Annotated in this window: 16 protein-coding genes; 8 read left to right on the top strand and 8 right to left on the bottom strand. The window is 47.3% G+C overall.

Annotated elements, in window-relative coordinates; genetic code table 11:
• Window positions 1–88: 88 nt before the first annotated feature.
• Together I5M27_RS11090 and I5M27_RS11085 are read right to left on the bottom strand one after the other, a co-directional pair.
• A complete protein-coding gene (locus I5M27_RS11090) occupies window positions 89–1,009 on the bottom strand; it encodes a hypothetical protein (RefSeq protein ID WP_200506284.1) in 921 nt (306 codons plus the stop codon).
• A 394-nt stretch (window positions 1,010–1,403) separates the two neighbouring features.
• Window positions 1,404–2,111 (bottom strand): YebC/PmpR family DNA-binding transcriptional regulator, encoded by a 708-nt coding sequence (locus tag I5M27_RS11085; protein WP_200506283.1) that lies wholly within the window; start codon window positions 2,109–2,111, stop codon window positions 1,404–1,406.
• Window positions 2,112–2,316: 205 nt separating this feature from the next.
• On the opposite strand from I5M27_RS11085, the gene I5M27_RS11080 reads away from it, so the two are divergent.
• A complete protein-coding gene (locus I5M27_RS11080; protein ID WP_200506282.1) occupies window positions 2,317–3,366 on the top strand; it encodes a hypothetical protein in 1,050 nt (349 codons plus the stop codon).
• Window positions 3,367–3,430: 64 nt separating this feature from the next.
• The gene (locus I5M27_RS11075) at window positions 3,431–3,811 is read left to right on the top strand and encodes a VOC family protein (RefSeq protein ID WP_200506281.1); all 381 of its coding nucleotides are present in this window, start codon (window positions 3,431–3,433) and stop codon (window positions 3,809–3,811) included.
• A gap of 290 nt (window positions 3,812–4,101) precedes the next feature.
• Here I5M27_RS11075 and I5M27_RS11070 read toward each other — a convergent pair whose 3' ends face one another.
• Window positions 4,102–4,620 carry a GreA/GreB family elongation factor gene (locus tag I5M27_RS11070; RefSeq protein ID WP_200506280.1) on the bottom strand — a complete coding sequence of 173 codons (519 nt, stop codon included), beginning with the start codon at window positions 4,618–4,620 and terminating at the stop codon, window positions 4,102–4,104.
• Window positions 4,621–4,950: 330 nt separating this feature from the next.
• Here I5M27_RS11070 and I5M27_RS11065 point away from each other — a divergent pair, with 330 nt between their 5' ends.
• Window positions 4,951–5,577, top strand: coding sequence for a hypothetical protein (locus I5M27_RS11065; protein ID WP_200506279.1), 627 nt, complete (start codon window positions 4,951–4,953; stop codon window positions 5,575–5,577).
• Window positions 5,578–5,619: 42 nt separating this feature from the next.
• Window positions 5,620–6,549 (top strand): T9SS type A sorting domain-containing protein, encoded by a 930-nt coding sequence (locus tag I5M27_RS11060; RefSeq protein ID WP_200506278.1) that lies wholly within the window; start codon window positions 5,620–5,622, stop codon window positions 6,547–6,549.
• Between the two features lie 135 nt (window positions 6,550–6,684).
• On the opposite strand, the gene I5M27_RS11055 is transcribed toward I5M27_RS11060, so the two are convergent.
• The 3 genes from I5M27_RS11055 to I5M27_RS11045 all read right to left on the bottom strand — a co-directional run bounded on the left by I5M27_RS11055 (window position 6,685) and on the right by I5M27_RS11045 (window position 10,507).
• On the bottom strand, window positions 6,685–8,241 hold the full coding sequence (locus I5M27_RS11055) for a rhomboid family intramembrane serine protease (protein WP_200506277.1): 1,557 nt from the start codon (window positions 8,239–8,241) through the stop codon (window positions 6,685–6,687).
• 172 nt (window positions 8,242–8,413) lie between these two features.
• Window positions 8,414–8,998, bottom strand: coding sequence for a TMEM175 family protein (locus I5M27_RS11050; protein ID WP_200506276.1), 585 nt, complete (start codon window positions 8,996–8,998; stop codon window positions 8,414–8,416).
• A 231-nt stretch (window positions 8,999–9,229) separates the two neighbouring features.
• Window positions 9,230–10,507, bottom strand: a complete 1,278-nt coding sequence (locus tag I5M27_RS11045) for an acetyl-CoA hydrolase/transferase family protein (protein ID WP_200506275.1) — start codon at window positions 10,505–10,507, stop codon at window positions 9,230–9,232.
• Window positions 10,508–10,875: 368 nt separating this feature from the next.
• Here I5M27_RS11045 and I5M27_RS11040 point away from each other — a divergent pair, with 368 nt between their 5' ends.
• The gene (locus tag I5M27_RS11040; RefSeq protein WP_200506274.1) at window positions 10,876–11,409 is read left to right on the top strand and encodes a glycine zipper domain-containing protein; all 534 of its coding nucleotides are present in this window, start codon (window positions 10,876–10,878) and stop codon (window positions 11,407–11,409) included.
• A gap of 136 nt (window positions 11,410–11,545) precedes the next feature.
• Window positions 11,546–12,001, top strand: a complete 456-nt coding sequence (locus tag I5M27_RS11035) for a YybH family protein (protein WP_200506273.1) — start codon at window positions 11,546–11,548, stop codon at window positions 11,999–12,001.
• Between the two features lie 160 nt (window positions 12,002–12,161).
• On the opposite strand, the gene I5M27_RS11030 is transcribed toward I5M27_RS11035, so the two are convergent.
• The gene (locus I5M27_RS11030; RefSeq protein ID WP_200506272.1) at window positions 12,162–12,719 is read right to left on the bottom strand and encodes a hypothetical protein; all 558 of its coding nucleotides are present in this window, start codon (window positions 12,717–12,719) and stop codon (window positions 12,162–12,164) included.
• Window positions 12,720–12,840: 121 nt separating this feature from the next.
• Window positions 12,841–13,638, bottom strand: a complete 798-nt coding sequence (locus I5M27_RS11025; protein ID WP_200506271.1) for a class I SAM-dependent methyltransferase — start codon at window positions 13,636–13,638, stop codon at window positions 12,841–12,843.
• 169 nt (window positions 13,639–13,807) lie between these two features.
• Here I5M27_RS11025 and lptB point away from each other — a divergent pair, with 169 nt between their 5' ends.
• The gene (gene lptB, locus I5M27_RS11020; protein ID WP_200506270.1) at window positions 13,808–14,539 is read left to right on the top strand and encodes an LPS export ABC transporter ATP-binding protein; all 732 of its coding nucleotides are present in this window, start codon (window positions 13,808–13,810) and stop codon (window positions 14,537–14,539) included.
• Window positions 14,540–14,568: 29 nt separating this feature from the next.
• On the top strand, window positions 14,569–14,952 hold the full coding sequence (locus I5M27_RS11015) for a four helix bundle protein (RefSeq protein WP_234462495.1): 384 nt from the start codon (window positions 14,569–14,571) through the stop codon (window positions 14,950–14,952).
• Window positions 14,953–14,960 lie beyond the last annotated feature (8 nt).

Here is a 14,960-nt window from a genome sequence, read left to right as displayed (position 1 = left end):
TTGTAAAATAAAGGGTTAATGTAATTTCTGGTTTCTGAAAGCCTTTCGGCAAACATTACTTTTTAAAGCCAAAAGCATAGCGTTTTTACTATAAGCCCGCGTTAGACTGGGTGAGCATGCGGGTAAGATTTTTTGCGGCGATCTGCCAGTTTAAGGGTTGGTCTGGCAGGTCGGTGCGGCGCAGGTCGTTTTCAATGGCGTTCAGTTCAGCTTCCGAAAATTCGTGGGCAATATTTACGGTCTGCTCCAGGAAACTGGCTTTGGATGCTGCGGTAATGCCTTCGGCGCCGTAACGAACTGCTTTGCCTTCTTTATCGATCAGCATGCCTTTCAGGAAAAGTACGTCGATCGGTTTGTTCGTAGCCACCAGTTTCTGCGACATTGGCAACCAGAAACCGGTGCCCATATCCAGGCCGGCCGGTGGCGCTTTGCGGGTTTCTACCAGCGCGTTTACTTTTTTCATCTTCCCGTTCGGGTAAATATAGCCTTCGCCTAATTGGTACACGATCACGTAATTGAGCTTTTGGCTAACCATCAGGCTTTTGAGTTGCTGCATCCAGGCTTTGCTGCCCAGTTGCCCGGCCAGTCGCACGCAATATTCCGGATCTTCTTTTTCCTGCGGGCAATCGGCCAGTACATACAGCGGTTTTTGCGGCCCCAGTACCGAACCTAAAAACAGGTCCGGGAAATATTTTTCGTTGTAAAGCTCGTTATGAACCGGCATTTGTATCTGAGCCATTTGCAGGCTGTCGCCTAAAAATTTATTGATCGCCTGCTGCAGTTGCGGGATTTTAGCATCGGCGAAAGTAGGGTTTTGCCGGGCGCGAGTATCTAAAGTAACCGCTACGTAACCAATTTTAGCGCTGGCGGCCGGCAGGTTTTTCTTCAGGGTTTTATAATAAGGCGAACTGAAAATTTCGTAGGAAAAAGACTGCCGCAGATCCAGACCCACAAACCCCGATAACACCGCGCTGCAAATCAATAAGGCGCTCAATAAAACTCTTTTCATTTTTACTGCATTCAATTTTTAAGGCCGGAACAAATCAACATTTCCGGGTTTCTGAAGCTAAGACAGGGAAAGAAAACCTGACCCTTAGCCGGTCGATAATTTTTTTTATTATTTTTCAAACCGGCTGCCCCAGGCTTTGTTCGCGGTTTTGCAAAATTATGATCCTGGGCACCGGCAAACCTTGATGCCCATCAAGGTTTTTGAAATGCAAAAATTTCCGGGTTTAATGCTAAGATGCAGAAATAGGCTCAGGCGTTGCTCTGACAGTGAAATATTTTTAAAAAAATCCGGGGAACCGCAAAAAAAAGCGTTTCCGCGGCTCGTAAAAGCTACCGGAAACGCTATGGTTTGGAAGGGAAAAAGTGCTTAAACGGCCTCAAAAGCCGGAAAAGCATTAAGCCATGTTGTGGTAAACGGCCTGCACGTCGTCGTCTTCCTCTATTTTTTCGATCAGGTTTTCAATGTCTTCGGCCTGTTCGTCGGTCAGTTCGGTGCGGGTGTTTGGTATGCGCTGCAATTCGGCAGAAGTTACCGGCAAGCCTTTTTCTTCCAGCGCTTTCTGCATCGGGCCGAAATCGGCAAAGGCCGTTTCAATAATGATCTCGCCTTCGTGCTCGTAAATATCTTCGGCCCCAAAATCGATCAGTTCCAGCTCCAGTTCTTCCAGGTTAAGCCCTTCGGCCGGTAAACGGAAAATGCCTTTGCGGGTGAAAATAAAATCCAGCGAACCGGTTTTGCCTACGGCGCCACCTGCGCGGGAGAAATATACGCGCATGTTGGCAATGGTGCGGTTCAGGTTATCGGTAGCGGTTTCTACTAAAATAGCAATGCCGTGCGGACCGTAGCCCTCGTACACCACCTCGTCGTAGTTGTTTTCTTCTTTGCTGCTGGCGCGTTTAATGGCGGCTTCCACGCGGTCTTTGGGCATGTTTACGCCTTTCGCGTTCTGAATAGCTGTGCGCAAACGGGCGTTGCCTTCCGGGTTCGGGCCGCCTTCTTTTACCGCCATCACAATCTCTTTGCCCAAGCGCGAAAACGCTTTCGACATTTTATCCCAGCGTTTAAATTTCCGGGCTTTTCTGAATTCAAATGCTCTTCCCATTACTATATACTTCCTGGAGGTTTATTTCTTCCTAAAAAGTGCAAGTTACGTTCATTTTGGCTTATTGGTCAAGAATCGCGCTTTATTAATTTAGGCGGAAATTAAATTAATCTGCTACAGGCAGAAGCAATTGCGGCAGAAGATCGGGGTAAATTTTGTCGGTTGCCGGTTATTGCTTAATCTTAGTGAAAATATTGATTTGGAAATGAGTGTAAATCCGGGCCGGGTGCAGAAAGAATATTGGTTGGTCTTTGCGTTTTCGGCAGCGATTGTGTTCGGCAACGCCTACCTGATCTTAGTAAACCACGATGCTGCTTTTTCGAGCGACGAAGCCAGTTACCTGGCGCTGGGCAGTGGCAACTGGGATGTAAATATTACCCACCGCTACCGGGTCATTATTCCTTTTCTGGCCCGGGGCCTGGCAGAAATCTTAAGCCTGTTAAGCGGGAAAAGCGGCACTTTACCTTTGGGCTTTTCTTTCTTTGTTGTGAACAGCACCCTCATGGCTTTGGCCGGAACGGTACTTTACAGCCTGGCAAAAACGGTGGGCGCCGGCGTGGCGGGGCGTTTTATAGCGGTGCTGGCGGTGCTTAGCAGCGGTTATTGCAGTTATTTGGCCGGTATTGCGCTGGTAGATAGTTTGTATTTTTTAGCGCTGGCGCTGCTGTTCTACAGTCTGGTTTCCCAAAACGAAGCGGCCCTGTTTGGTTGTTTGATCCTCGGGCCGCTGGCCAAAGAATCGTTCTGGTTGTTTGTGCCGTTGACTTTAATTTTTGGCCGCTTTATTCCTTTGCACCGATTGGTTTTTTATTTAGTTCTGGCCGGCTGCATTTTTATAGCCAATAACAGCCTCGTCGATTCGCTGAGCGGTTTGCCGGTACCGGCGCGGGCGGCCAACGCTTTCGAGCACCTGCACAACGCCGGGCGCACGTTCCGGAAATTCTTTTCGCTGAGCGGATTCATGAGTTGGTTCAGCGCCTTCGGTATCTTCAACTTTTTAGTGCTGGCCGGTTTGCTTAGCAGAAAGCTCCGCTTGAAACCAGGAGCGCGGCTTACGCAAATGCAGGTGTTATTTCTGCTGATCGTTGCAGCGCACGTTTTGCTTTCCGGCGATATCGGAAGGATGTGGTATCTGGCAGCGCCTGTTTTTGCCGTGGCCGTAGCCCTTACTACCGATCGGTTATTGGCCCCGTTTTTCCGCCGGGAGCAGATTTCATTAAACGAACCCGAATTGGCCGAACAGCAAAGCAAGTAAGCAGTATTTTAATTTTCGAATCTTCAAAAAACGGTATCCTTTTCAACCCAAAAACTCTAAAATTATGAAACGTGTGATCGGCATTGGCGGCGTATTTTTCAAAAGCCAGGATCCGGCAGCTTTGCGGGCCTGGTATCAGAAACATTTAGGCATCGACTCCGAAACCTGGGGCGCCACCTTTAACTGGAATGCTCCCGAAACGAAAGCCCAGCACAAAGAATTCTCCACTGCCTGGAATCCGTTCCCGGAAAATACCACCTATTACGCGCCCAGTCAGAAGCCCTTCATGATCAATTACATTGTGGCCGATCTGGCAGCTTTGGTTCAGGCTTTAAAAACCGAAGGCGTGGAACTGGTTGGCGAAATGGTGGAAGAAGAGTACGGAAAATTTGCCTGGATCATGGACCCCGAAGGCAATAAAATTGAACTCTGGGAACCGGCCTGAGTTTTTCAGGTTTCGGGTTGAGGGTTTTAAACCTGCTTAAAACGCTAGGTTTACCGGTTGCAAAACTGCTTTCATTCAAAACCGGATTCCGTAGAGTTGTAGTTTGTTAAAAATATAAAATAACTACTGAGTACGACCTGGCCTTGAAATGGTGAAAACGTTTCCTGACTGCGTCCGCCTTTAGAAAGCCGAAGTAAAAACGCTATCCTTTTGAGTAAAAAAAGTCCGGCCTGAAACCGGGCTTTTTTATTTTCTGGTTGTTGCGGAATTCTGATATTCGATATACAAGTTCATTGATAAACGATCTCTGTAACTTCCACGGTTTCCGTATTCCGGCCCAGTTGCAAGGTAACCGTTTCACCTTTCTTAGCGCCTTGCACGGCTTGGGCAATGGGCGCATTGAACGCAATTTTTCCTTCCGGCACCGAAGCTTCGTCTACGCCCACAATGGTAAATTTTCGGGTAGTGCCGGGTTTACCGCCCTTTTTGGTTTTCAACGTTACCGTAGCCCCGAAACGCACTTCATCGGCCGGCTGGTTTTTGGGGTCTACTACTTTGGCACTTGCAATGCGGGCCGTTAAAGCGCTGATCTTTCCGTTAAAAATGCTGAGCTGGCGGGTGCGGTCGGTTTCATTTTCGCGGTTCGCTTCGGCTTTGGCTCTGGCGGTTTCCAGTTCGGTTAGTTCTTCGCGCAGCAATTCCAGGCCGCGCGGCGTTACGTAATTCGGCACCCCGGCCGGCAACGCGGCCCGCGGCGGAATAATGGGTTGCTCCTGCGCGTCTTCTTCTTTGGTAAATGCTCTGCTCATAATGCCGGTTTAACGCAGGTATTCCTCACAGGTTTTTTCTTCAGCGTTTCAGCCGGGGCAGACTTTTTTGCCTGAAAACGGTACCATTTTTCCCCTTGATATCAAAGGCCTGGGTTCCGTTTTCTAGCTGCGGGAAACCGGGTTTTTGGCGCCTTTTTACCATAAAACCCAAAATGAAGCAGCCTGGCCTTGAACGCAATCCGGAAATTTACGGCTGAAATAAAACAAGAAAAGTTTTATTTTATAAAATATAGTGCAATTTGCTTTGAAGTGTTATATCTCATAATATATATTTAGTCATCTCTTCACTCACCTAAAAACCAATACATTATGAGAAAAAATCTTACCCAGCTCTGGGTGTGCATGCTTTGCATACTCGGCATTTCCGTAGCGGCCCAGGCCCAGAACCGTTTCCGGCCAGAGCCGGCGCAGTTAGAGGAAGTGCAGCAAGTAGTGAAAAATTCCCGTGCCGCCTGGCAAAGCATGTTCCCTGCCAATGAACTCCCCGAGTATGGTTTCCGGAATGCCGCCGAAATGCAGCAGGCGCTGCCCGGTCAACCCATTGAAGTATATGCCATGTACCGTGATTTTAACGGCACCATTCAGGCGCACCCAGCCGGCGAATTTTTGGTACCGCTCATGCTCGACGGGAAGCCCCGCGTTTTTCTTACGGTAGCCCATTTTGAAAACCGCTGGCAGGTAGTGGCCGTGGGCGAGATGAACCTGGCCCAGGAAGCCTCGCCATACCTGAGCCGGGCCAAAGATACGAGCCGCTTTGTGTGGCTTAAAAACCTGAACCACTCCGCCGATTTTATTGCCGAAGCCAACCCGACGCTAAGCGAAACTACGCTTGAATTTGCGCCGCTTTCTACCGCGCAGCGCGCTTCGTTTCAGCAGCCGCTGGCTTACCGCGAGCTCGAAACCCGCATCAGCAAAATGATCGTGCAGTTCGATTAATTCCGGTTTTTCCCATTCAAGCATTTCTAAAAAGAAACCAATATGAAAAGAACATTTACTTTTGTACTGGGCGCCTTGCTGTGCCTTTCCGCTTCCGTGGCTTCAGCCCAGGATTATTCTTTAAACCTCACGGCTTACAAACAGGAGCAAACCCAGTGGTGCTGGGCGGCTACCACCCGCATGATCGACTGGGCGTATAGCTCCACCACACCGCCTTCGCAGTGCTCGATTGTAAATGCGGCCAACAATACCTGCGACGGTTGGTTTAACGTGTGCTGCAATACTCTGAACGGTTCGCGGCCCAGCGCCTGCACCGATCCCTTGGGCTCCAATTTCCCGAACAGCATGTCTGGTTGCAACGGTTCTTTAAGCTGGCTGCTGAACAATTATGCCGGAGCCAATACCTCGTATTCCAGCTCATTGGCTTACAGTACGGTGCGCAGCAACCTGGGCAGTAAAAAAATGATGGTAGCGCGCTGGGGCTGGACGTCGGGCGGCGGCCATTTTGTGGTGATCTACGGCAACTATACTTCTTCTACCGGTACCAATTATATCCGGTATGCCAACCCGGCCAGCGGTTCCAAAACTTCCGAATCGGATGCTTATTTCCGGTCTAATTCCAGTCGCACCTGGACGCACTCCATTGCCATGAACGGCGGCTCGTACCAGCGCACCGCCGGACCAACAGTTTCTAACCCGGTTATTTCCAACGATCCGGTAATAGCCCAGCGCGTAAGCATTTACCCCAACCCAACCGAAGGCGCTTTCCAGCTGCTGCGTAACGATGAGGCTACTGTTGCCGCCAAAATAACCATTACCAACACCATCGGCGACGTGGTGTACGAAACCGAAATGCCTGCCGGCCAGCGCGAAGCCGCTCTGGAATTGAAAGGGAAACTCAGCGCCGGCCTTTACCTGGTAAACCTGGTTTCTAACGGCGAACGCACCGTAGAGAAATTAGTGATCCGGTAAAACGCTTTTGCTGCTAAATGAAAAAGAGGCTGCCGATATTGGTAGCCTCTTTTTGTTATATAATAGTTTTTTAGGATTTTTTGATAGCGTTTTAAGCAATTTCAAATAAGTGGAAAAGCTTTTTATAGGAGGTTGTTACGAAAGTGTAATTTCATCTTCTTTTGATTTGTAGGAATGTAGAGCAATGGCTATGAACGCTCCGCTAATAAGGCCACCAATATGCGCAGCATTGTCTATCCCACTCATTGCAAAACCGAATAATAAATTAGCGCCTACGTAAACCCCGATCAGGATCAGTACAAATCGTTTTCCTTCTTTGGGTATGGCATTGGTAAGTAATAAACCTAACAAGCCACCATGTAAACCGAAAATAGCCCCTGAAGCACCAACGCTTAAAGTGTTTTCATGCCACCAAACGCTGCATAAACTTGCAGTAAGACCCGCCGCAAAATAAAGAATAAAGTAGTTTTTTCTTCCTAAAAGCGGCTCAATGAATATAGCAGCAATTACTAATCCGGAAACATTCAGAAACAGGTGCATGATACCACCGTGCACAAACATGCTTGTAAATAAACGCCAATATTCCCCATGCAGAACTTCATGCCGCCGGTGCCCGCCCCATTCCAACAGTTCTGCTCCATTGGGAGATACCAGATTAACACCGAAAATTGCCATTAACAGGAATATCAGTAAGTTTAAATCGAGAATAATGGCGGTCGCAAAATGATCGCCTTTCGGAATTAGAAACTTTATAGTTTCGAGTATTTCATCACGGTCTGGTTTTATGCCTCTTTCGAGCCTGAATAATGCTGCCTGGCTTAATTTAGGCCAGATAAGGGCGATCAATAAAATGCCTAACCCTATGGCGTAAGAATAAAATATCCAAACAAATTTATTGCCGTTGCGTTGCGCAAAAGTGCCTTTTTGAGGTTCCAGAATACTGAAGTCAGCGGTTTTGGTAATATTGAATCTGTTTTGAATAGCTTTCAGGTAGCTGTCAAGATCATCAGAGTTTGGCGTTCTTTTTAAAAATTCCTGCGCATGGAAATCATATGCATTCATCTTTCGCAGACATTCCTCATAAAATCTCTTGTAAATTGTATCTTTTTCTGTGCTGGTAAGTTTATTGCTGATTTGTTTTCTGTAGTTTACGCCGTACCAATATTTCGGAAACGATTTGGATAATGTGTCTGTAATAATGGGGCATGCGAAATAAATGGTGATATCTAAATGTTGGTTATACTTACCACTGGTGCGAAAATCTGCATGAGAAGTTCCTGCGCCCGGTAGGGGATAGAATCGCGAAATGGTATAGTATCTTGCTTTCTCAACTTTGGCGATATCTTCTACTGCTGCAACCTGCTGAAGTTTGCCTGTAGCAGTAGTAAAGTAAAGTTGCATTATTATTGAACTGATAATAATAGTTGTAGCCGCCAGAAACTGAAAAAGGAACTGCCCTCTGTCTTTATCTTTAAAATCGAGGATACGTAACTTTGGACGAAGCCATATCAAAATTGCAATCCAGGGAAGTGCTAAGGGGAACCAGAACTCCCAGAAATCCTCTTTAATATCTATTAGTTGGTATTGAATAGTAAATAACCACCGGAAAGCAGTAAAACCTCCGATCGTCAAAATAGAAATCAGCAAAAAAGTGGGCAGGATATGCCGCAGTTTTAGGAGGTAATCGTTCATACTATTTCGCAAGCGCCTTCGGGAACACAAAAGTATTTTTATTAATTCACTTAACAAAAAACGCTACCCTTTTTACGCCAAAAACTCTAAACAAAAAATCGCCGGCCAAATCTGGGTTTCATTCCAGTTCCGACCGACGAAAAACGCTACCAATTTCAGTTAAAAAACTACCTTAACCTTCATCCTTTTCCAGTGTCCGTTCAATGCGTTTATCCGGAATAAGCCACATAAGCGCTACGAACGTGTAAATACTGCCTGAAATTACGGGGTGAATAAAAGCGCCTGGGATCGCGATCAGGTAAAGCGCCAGCGAAGCGTAGCCTTTCAGGTCTTTGCCTACCGCCCGCGCCAGCTGATTGTTATGGTCATGCCGGGCAATTAAAACGCGTTGCAAGATAGAATAAGCCACGGCACACATAAACAGGATGGCGCCATACATGGCCATGGGTGCGGCGGCAAAATGGTTTTCGCCCATCCAGGCAGTAGCAAACGGAATAAGAGAAAGCCAGAAAAGCAGGTGCATGTTGGCCCATAAAGTGCCGCCGCTCACGCGCGCGATGGTATGAAACATGTGGTGATGGTTATTCCAGTAAATACCCACATAAATAAAACTCAGAATGTAACTTAATACTACCGGAAAAAGCGGCTTCAGCGCCTGAAGATCTCCGCCGTGAGGTACTTTAATTTCCAGCACCATAATGGTAATGATAATTGCCATTACTCCGTCGCTGAATGCTTCTAGTCTGTTTTTGGTCATAAATGCCCCTTGCGGATTCCTTTTAATAATAAAGTTTTCGATCTGTAAATGTAACGAATCCTTATTAGAGCATATGCCTTTAGAGCTCAAGGAAAATCTAAGCCCTTAAAACTGCTTTAGCGTAAAACGCTATCTTTTTTCCTCCAAAAACTATAAACGGGATTCGCCGGCCAAACCTGAATATAAATCCAGTTCCGGCCGGCGAAAACGCTATGCTTTCAGCTCGAAAAACTACGCGTGCTTGAACCGTTTAAAGGCTTCGGCTTCCAGGCGTTCGCGGTGATCGGGGTGGGCAATATTAATTAATGCCGTAGCGCGCTGGCGCAGGTTTTTGCCGTATAAATAAGCCACGCCGTATTCGGTAACCACGTAATGCACGTGCGCGCGGGTAGTGGTAACGGCGGCGCCTTCGTTTATAAAGGGCGTAATTCTGGAAATACCTTTGTTGGTGGTAGAAGGCAGCGCAATGATCGGTTTTCCGCCTTTAGATAAAGCCGCGCCGCGCATAAAATCCATTTGCCCGCCAATGCCCGAATATTGTTTCATGCCAATGGTATCGGCTACGATCTGGCCGGTAAGGTCTATTTCGATGGCACTGTTTATGGCCGTTACCTTTGGGTTGGAGCTGATGATGCGTACGTCGTTCACGTAATCGGTGCGTTGCATTAAGATCAGCGGGTTGTCGTCCACGAAATCGTATAGTTTGCGGTTGCCTACAATAAAGCCGGTAGCGATGCGGCCCGGATGGCGGTATTTGTGTTCGTTCGTAATTACGCCCTGCTCTACCAGTGGCATAACCCCATTCGAGAACATTTCAGTATGGATGCCCAGTGCTTTATGGTTACCCAGGCAACTCAGTACTGCATCCGGAATGCCGCCAATACCCATTTGCAGCGTAGCGCCGTCTTCGATCATTTCGGCAATGTAGCGGCCAATGGTTTGCTCTTTTTCCGTCATCCGGAGGCTGTAATCCACTTCCGGGATCGCTTCGTTCACTTCCACCAGCACATCGAAGCGGTCGGCCTGGATCAGGCCGTCGCCGTGGGTGCGGGGCATTTGTGGATTCACCTGGGCAATTACGTGTTTGGCGCTTAAAACGGCTTCGCGGGCAATGTCTACGCTTACGCCTAAGGAGCAGAAACCATGTTTATCGGGCGGCGAAACGTGTACAATGGCCACATCTATGGGCAGAATACCGGAACGGAATAGGTGAGGAATTTCGCTCAGGAAAACCGGTACGTAATCGCCGCGGCCGCCGTTTACAGCTTCGCGCACGTTCTCAGAAACGAAAAGCGAGTTTATAAAAAACGAATCTTTATACTGTTCTTCGGCCAGCGGCATTTCGCCGTAGGTGCTTATGCTTACAATTTCTATGTTACGGAGTTCCGGAGCGCGTTCGGTCAGTTTCCGGACCAGGTATTGCGGGGTGGCGGCGCTGCCCTGCACAAAAACGCGGTCGCCCGATTTTATGATGCTTAACGCTTCCTCGGCGGTTTTATAATTCGGCATAATGCTTTGATGTTGGTTGCCCTAAGATACAAAATTTTGAGCAGGCCTGCCCGCGAATCGCCTTTTCTCATGTGTAAAGAAAAGGCGGAAATATTTTTTTAATAATTTTTCAAAGCTTTTTCAAGTTGCTCCGGAAGTGAAAATTAAAATTGCGGCCTGGAGTTTTTTTTCTGGAAACGCTATGGATTTGCCGGTAAAAAGTGCTTTTTATGAAAGCAGGAGCCTGTTTTTTTATTTTTAAAATTGCACCATCTTTTTGCCTTTTCCTGCGTATGAAGCCCTGTTGCCAGAGCAAAGTAAATTTCTGGCACACCAATTGTAATATACCCAATACAAGAATTTGATTTTGAAATTTAAAAAAAAACGTTATGAAAAAGGTAAATTATATCTTCACGTTAGTGCTTATTTTAAGCGTAGGGTTAAGCAGCATGTTGCAAGCCCAGGATCAGCCAAAAAAGAAATGGAGCCCGGTTGCTAAAGGCGCCGTAATCGGGGTTGGTACCGGGGCTGCTGCGGGTGCCATTATCAACAAGAAAAACCGCGTTGCCGGTGCCGTAGTAGGTGGCGTAGTAGGCGGGGCCGTAGGAGCCGGAGTTGGTAAAGTAGTGCAGAACAAACAAGAGAAAAAAGCCGCCGAAGAAAGACAGCGGATGGAGGAGCTGAACCAGGTAGCTTCTAACAATGCCGAACCAACTTACAACAACAGCGAAGCCCGTTCTTACCGTTCTACTTCCCGTAAGAGTTATGCCGCTAAGAAGTCTACTGCTAAAGTAGCTGCTCCGGTGCAGGAAGTTGCTGCCGTACAACCGGCCTACATGCAAATGGGCTGGATCCTGAACGATGGCGAAGGCGACCCGACCGTGGCTTATTCAAACTCTGAATACAAGCGCAAAAGCTGGTAATAAATCCTGCCATTGCCTTTTGAATTCTGAAAGCCCAGGCCCGTAAGCCTGGGTTTTTCATAAAAAGCAATAACCCTTTTCGGTTTATTAAGTATAGACCGTTTGAAAAATAAATATCAACAAAACTCAATATTCTATGAAATCTATATTTTCATTTCTAATAGCCCTCATGCTTTTTACTTCGTGCACCAAAACCGAAGAAAAAGTAAATGTTTCGCAGCTCAACAGTAAGTTTATTGGCGCCTGGAATGCCAAGCAGCAGGATTCGGTAATTGCCATGATCGCCGACGATGCGCATTTCCTGCAGGGCGATGTGCATTACAACGGCAAAAGCCAGATCGCCGATAACTGGGTAAGAAAAACCATGGGCACGATCAATAATTTAAAAACCAGCACGGTAAGCTCCGGAGCCGATGCGAGCATTGCTTATGAAGCCGGCACGTTCTCGGTAGATGTGCCCAGCCAAAGCCCTGACGAACCCAATGCTTACGGCGAAGGTAACTTTATGCTGCTCTGGAAGAAAGGAGCCGATGGCAAATGGAAACTTAGCTACGCGCAGCTGGAAGACCACAACCTGCAGGTTAAACCATAGAGCTTTTACTAACTACCTAAAAAACTCCCGGAACGTAAGATCCGGGAGTTTTTTTCTGCGCTTTCGCCTGAAAACAGTAGGGTTTCGGCCCCTGAAAGTATGGCAGTGTTTCGATATTAAGAAGTTTTTAAGCGCTAAACCCTACCGTTTTAAAAGAGCATTATGGGCCGGTGAATTTATACCTGGCTCCAAAAGAAAGGCTGATGAGTTTGGGGTAGCCCGGAATAAAGGTAGCAGCCAGGTCAATTTTATCGGTTAAAACGTACGCGTATTCAAACTCGCCGCCGTACCACAAAAATTTGTATTGCCAGGTGTCGGTTGGCGCGCCTTCAAAATAATCGGGGTCCTGGTAACCGGGCAATTCGTACCAGTTTTTGCGATAAACCAGCGTAGGGCCGATGCCGCCAAATAAGGAATGTTTTTTGGTTTTAAAAATGCGCGCCCGCAAGCCAATATGCGAAAAACCGCCCGGCTGCGCGGCACAATCCGAATAAAAACCCTGCACCGCTTTCACCGAAACGCCGTCTTCGTAAATAAACTTTTCGTAGGAAAGCATGCCGCCCAGATTCAGTACCCAAATGCCTTTATCGTCGAAGCGGCGGGGCATGAGAGGGGCATTTTCGTCGCCGCCCGGGTGTATGCTGAGCCCGAAAAATTTCAACCCAATATTATCCTGAGCCAGCGCCTGAAACCCGGGAAACAGCAAAAAAACGAGCATTAAAAAGTTGCGACGCACCATGAGATCTTATACGGATAAAGCCCTTGCGTTATGGTTGCTGCCGGCCTTTCATTTCAGAAAAACGCTATGCTTTTAGCCTGAAAAAGTATGGCGCACGCCTTTATTTTCTGGCAGTTAAGGCATACACCAGCGGAATTTTGCCATCCAGATGCGCCACCCGGAATTTGCCCGGACTTACTTCCACCGGATTCCGGAAAATATTATACGGCGAATAATCGAATTCCTGAAACGATTCCAGTGCCAGACCATTTTGTAGTAAGCTGCTTAAAACTTCGCCCAGGTCGTGGTTCCAGCCTACGTATTCGTGGTTCAGCGGCGCCTTGCGGTCGGCATACGTGCCGGTTTCTGTTTCTATGATCGGACCGGAATTAAAATAGCCGTAGGTAACTTTTTCCAGGTTATCGTCAAACATCCAGACCACCGGGTGAAACTCCGCGAACACAAATCTGCCGCCCGGTTTCAGGAAATGCGCAATTACTTTTGCCCACTTATCCAGGTCCGGCAGCCAGCCAATGGTGCCGTAACTCGTAAAAACCACGTCGAATTTTTTATCTAAATGCTGCGGAAGCTCATAAAGATCGGTGCAGATAAACGTGGGGTTCGTGTTGGTTTGCAAAGCCAGTTCCCGCGCTTTTTCAATAGCCTTATCCGAAAGGTCTGCGCCGGTAACTTCCGCGCCCATCCGCGCCAGCGAAATAGAATCCTGCCCGAAATGACACTGCAGATGCAACACACTTTTTCCTTCCAGATCGCCGAGTAAACCCAGTTCTATGGCATTCAGCGACGATTTGCCGGCCAGAAAATCTGCCATTCCGTAAAAATCTGAATCAACGTGCACATCGGTTCGCGCATTCCAGAGCAGACGGTTCTTTTCGAGGTAATCATGGTTAGGGTCCATTGCTGAGCTATAAAGTTTGCAAGGGAAAGGTAAGAGAAAGCAACGGTTTTACAAAAACGCTATGCTTTTGGGCTGAAAAAGTCGGGCTCTGCATCCGCAAAAAATGGAGTTTTGGCAAACTTTCGCCGCTATTTCCCGATTTAAGCATAATTCCCTAACTTCACGGCCTATGATTTTGCGCGCAGAACACCTTTTTAAAAAATACAAATCCCGCACGGTAGTAAACGACGTTTCCGTGGAAGTAAACCAAGGCGAGATTGTGGGCTTGCTGGGCCCGAACGGCGCCGGCAAAACCACGTCGTTTTACATGATCGTGGGGCTGGTAAAACCCAATTCCGGCCATATTTACCTGGAGAACGAAGACATCACTACCTTGCCCATGTACCGCAGGGCGCAGCGCGGCGTAGGTTACCTGGCCCAGGAAGCCTCGGTTTTCCGCAACCTGAGCGTGGAAGAAAACATCATGGCCGTGCTGGAAATGACAAATAAAAGCAAGCAGGAGCAAAAAGAAAAAGTAGAAGAACTGCTGGAAGAATTCAGTTTAACCCATGTGCGCAAAAACAAAGGCATGGTGCTTTCCGGGGGCGAACGCCGCAGGACCGAAATTGCCCGCGCCCTGGCCGTAGACCCTAAATTCGTGCTGCTGGATGAGCCTTTTGCCGGCGTAGACCCCATTGCGGTAGAAGAGATCCAAAGCATTGTAGCCAAGCTCAAAACCAAGAACATCGGCATCCTCATCACCGACCACAACGTAAACGAAACGCTTTCCATCGTAGACCGCGCTTATCTGCTTTTCGAAGGCAAGATCCTGAAAGCCGGCTCTGCCGAAGACCTGGCCGCCGACGAACAGGTACGCCGCGTTTATTTGGGCAAGCACTTTGAACTGAAGCGGAAGATTTGATTTAATTGTTAAATGGCTTAATTGTTAAATTGTTGGAAGGAAAGCGATATTTAAAACTGAATGATATTGAAGCCTACCGCATCAGTTTTGCGTTAAGTAACTCGGTTTGGAAAATTGTAGTCTTATGGAAAAACTTTGAAAAAGATACCATTGGGAAACAATTTGCGCGGGCGGTAGATAGCATTTCAGCCAATATTGCCGAAGGCTTTGGGCGATATTCCAAAAAAGATAAAATTAATTTTTATAGATATGCTCGTGCTTCAGTTTATGAATGCTTTGACTGGAATGAAAAGGCGCGCGTTCGCGGAATAATTAGTCAGAATCAATACGAGCAAATATTCAATGAATTACAAAAATTGCCAAAATCAATTAATAGCTTAATAAAATATACCACCAACCAATTAACAATTTAACCATTAAG

The sequence above is a fragment of the Adhaeribacter terrigena genome, assembly GCF_016623615.1.
Classification (GTDB): domain Bacteria; phylum Bacteroidota; class Bacteroidia; order Cytophagales; family Hymenobacteraceae; genus Adhaeribacter_A; species Adhaeribacter_A terrigena.
This window is presented reverse-complemented; position numbering and strand designations above follow the sequence as displayed.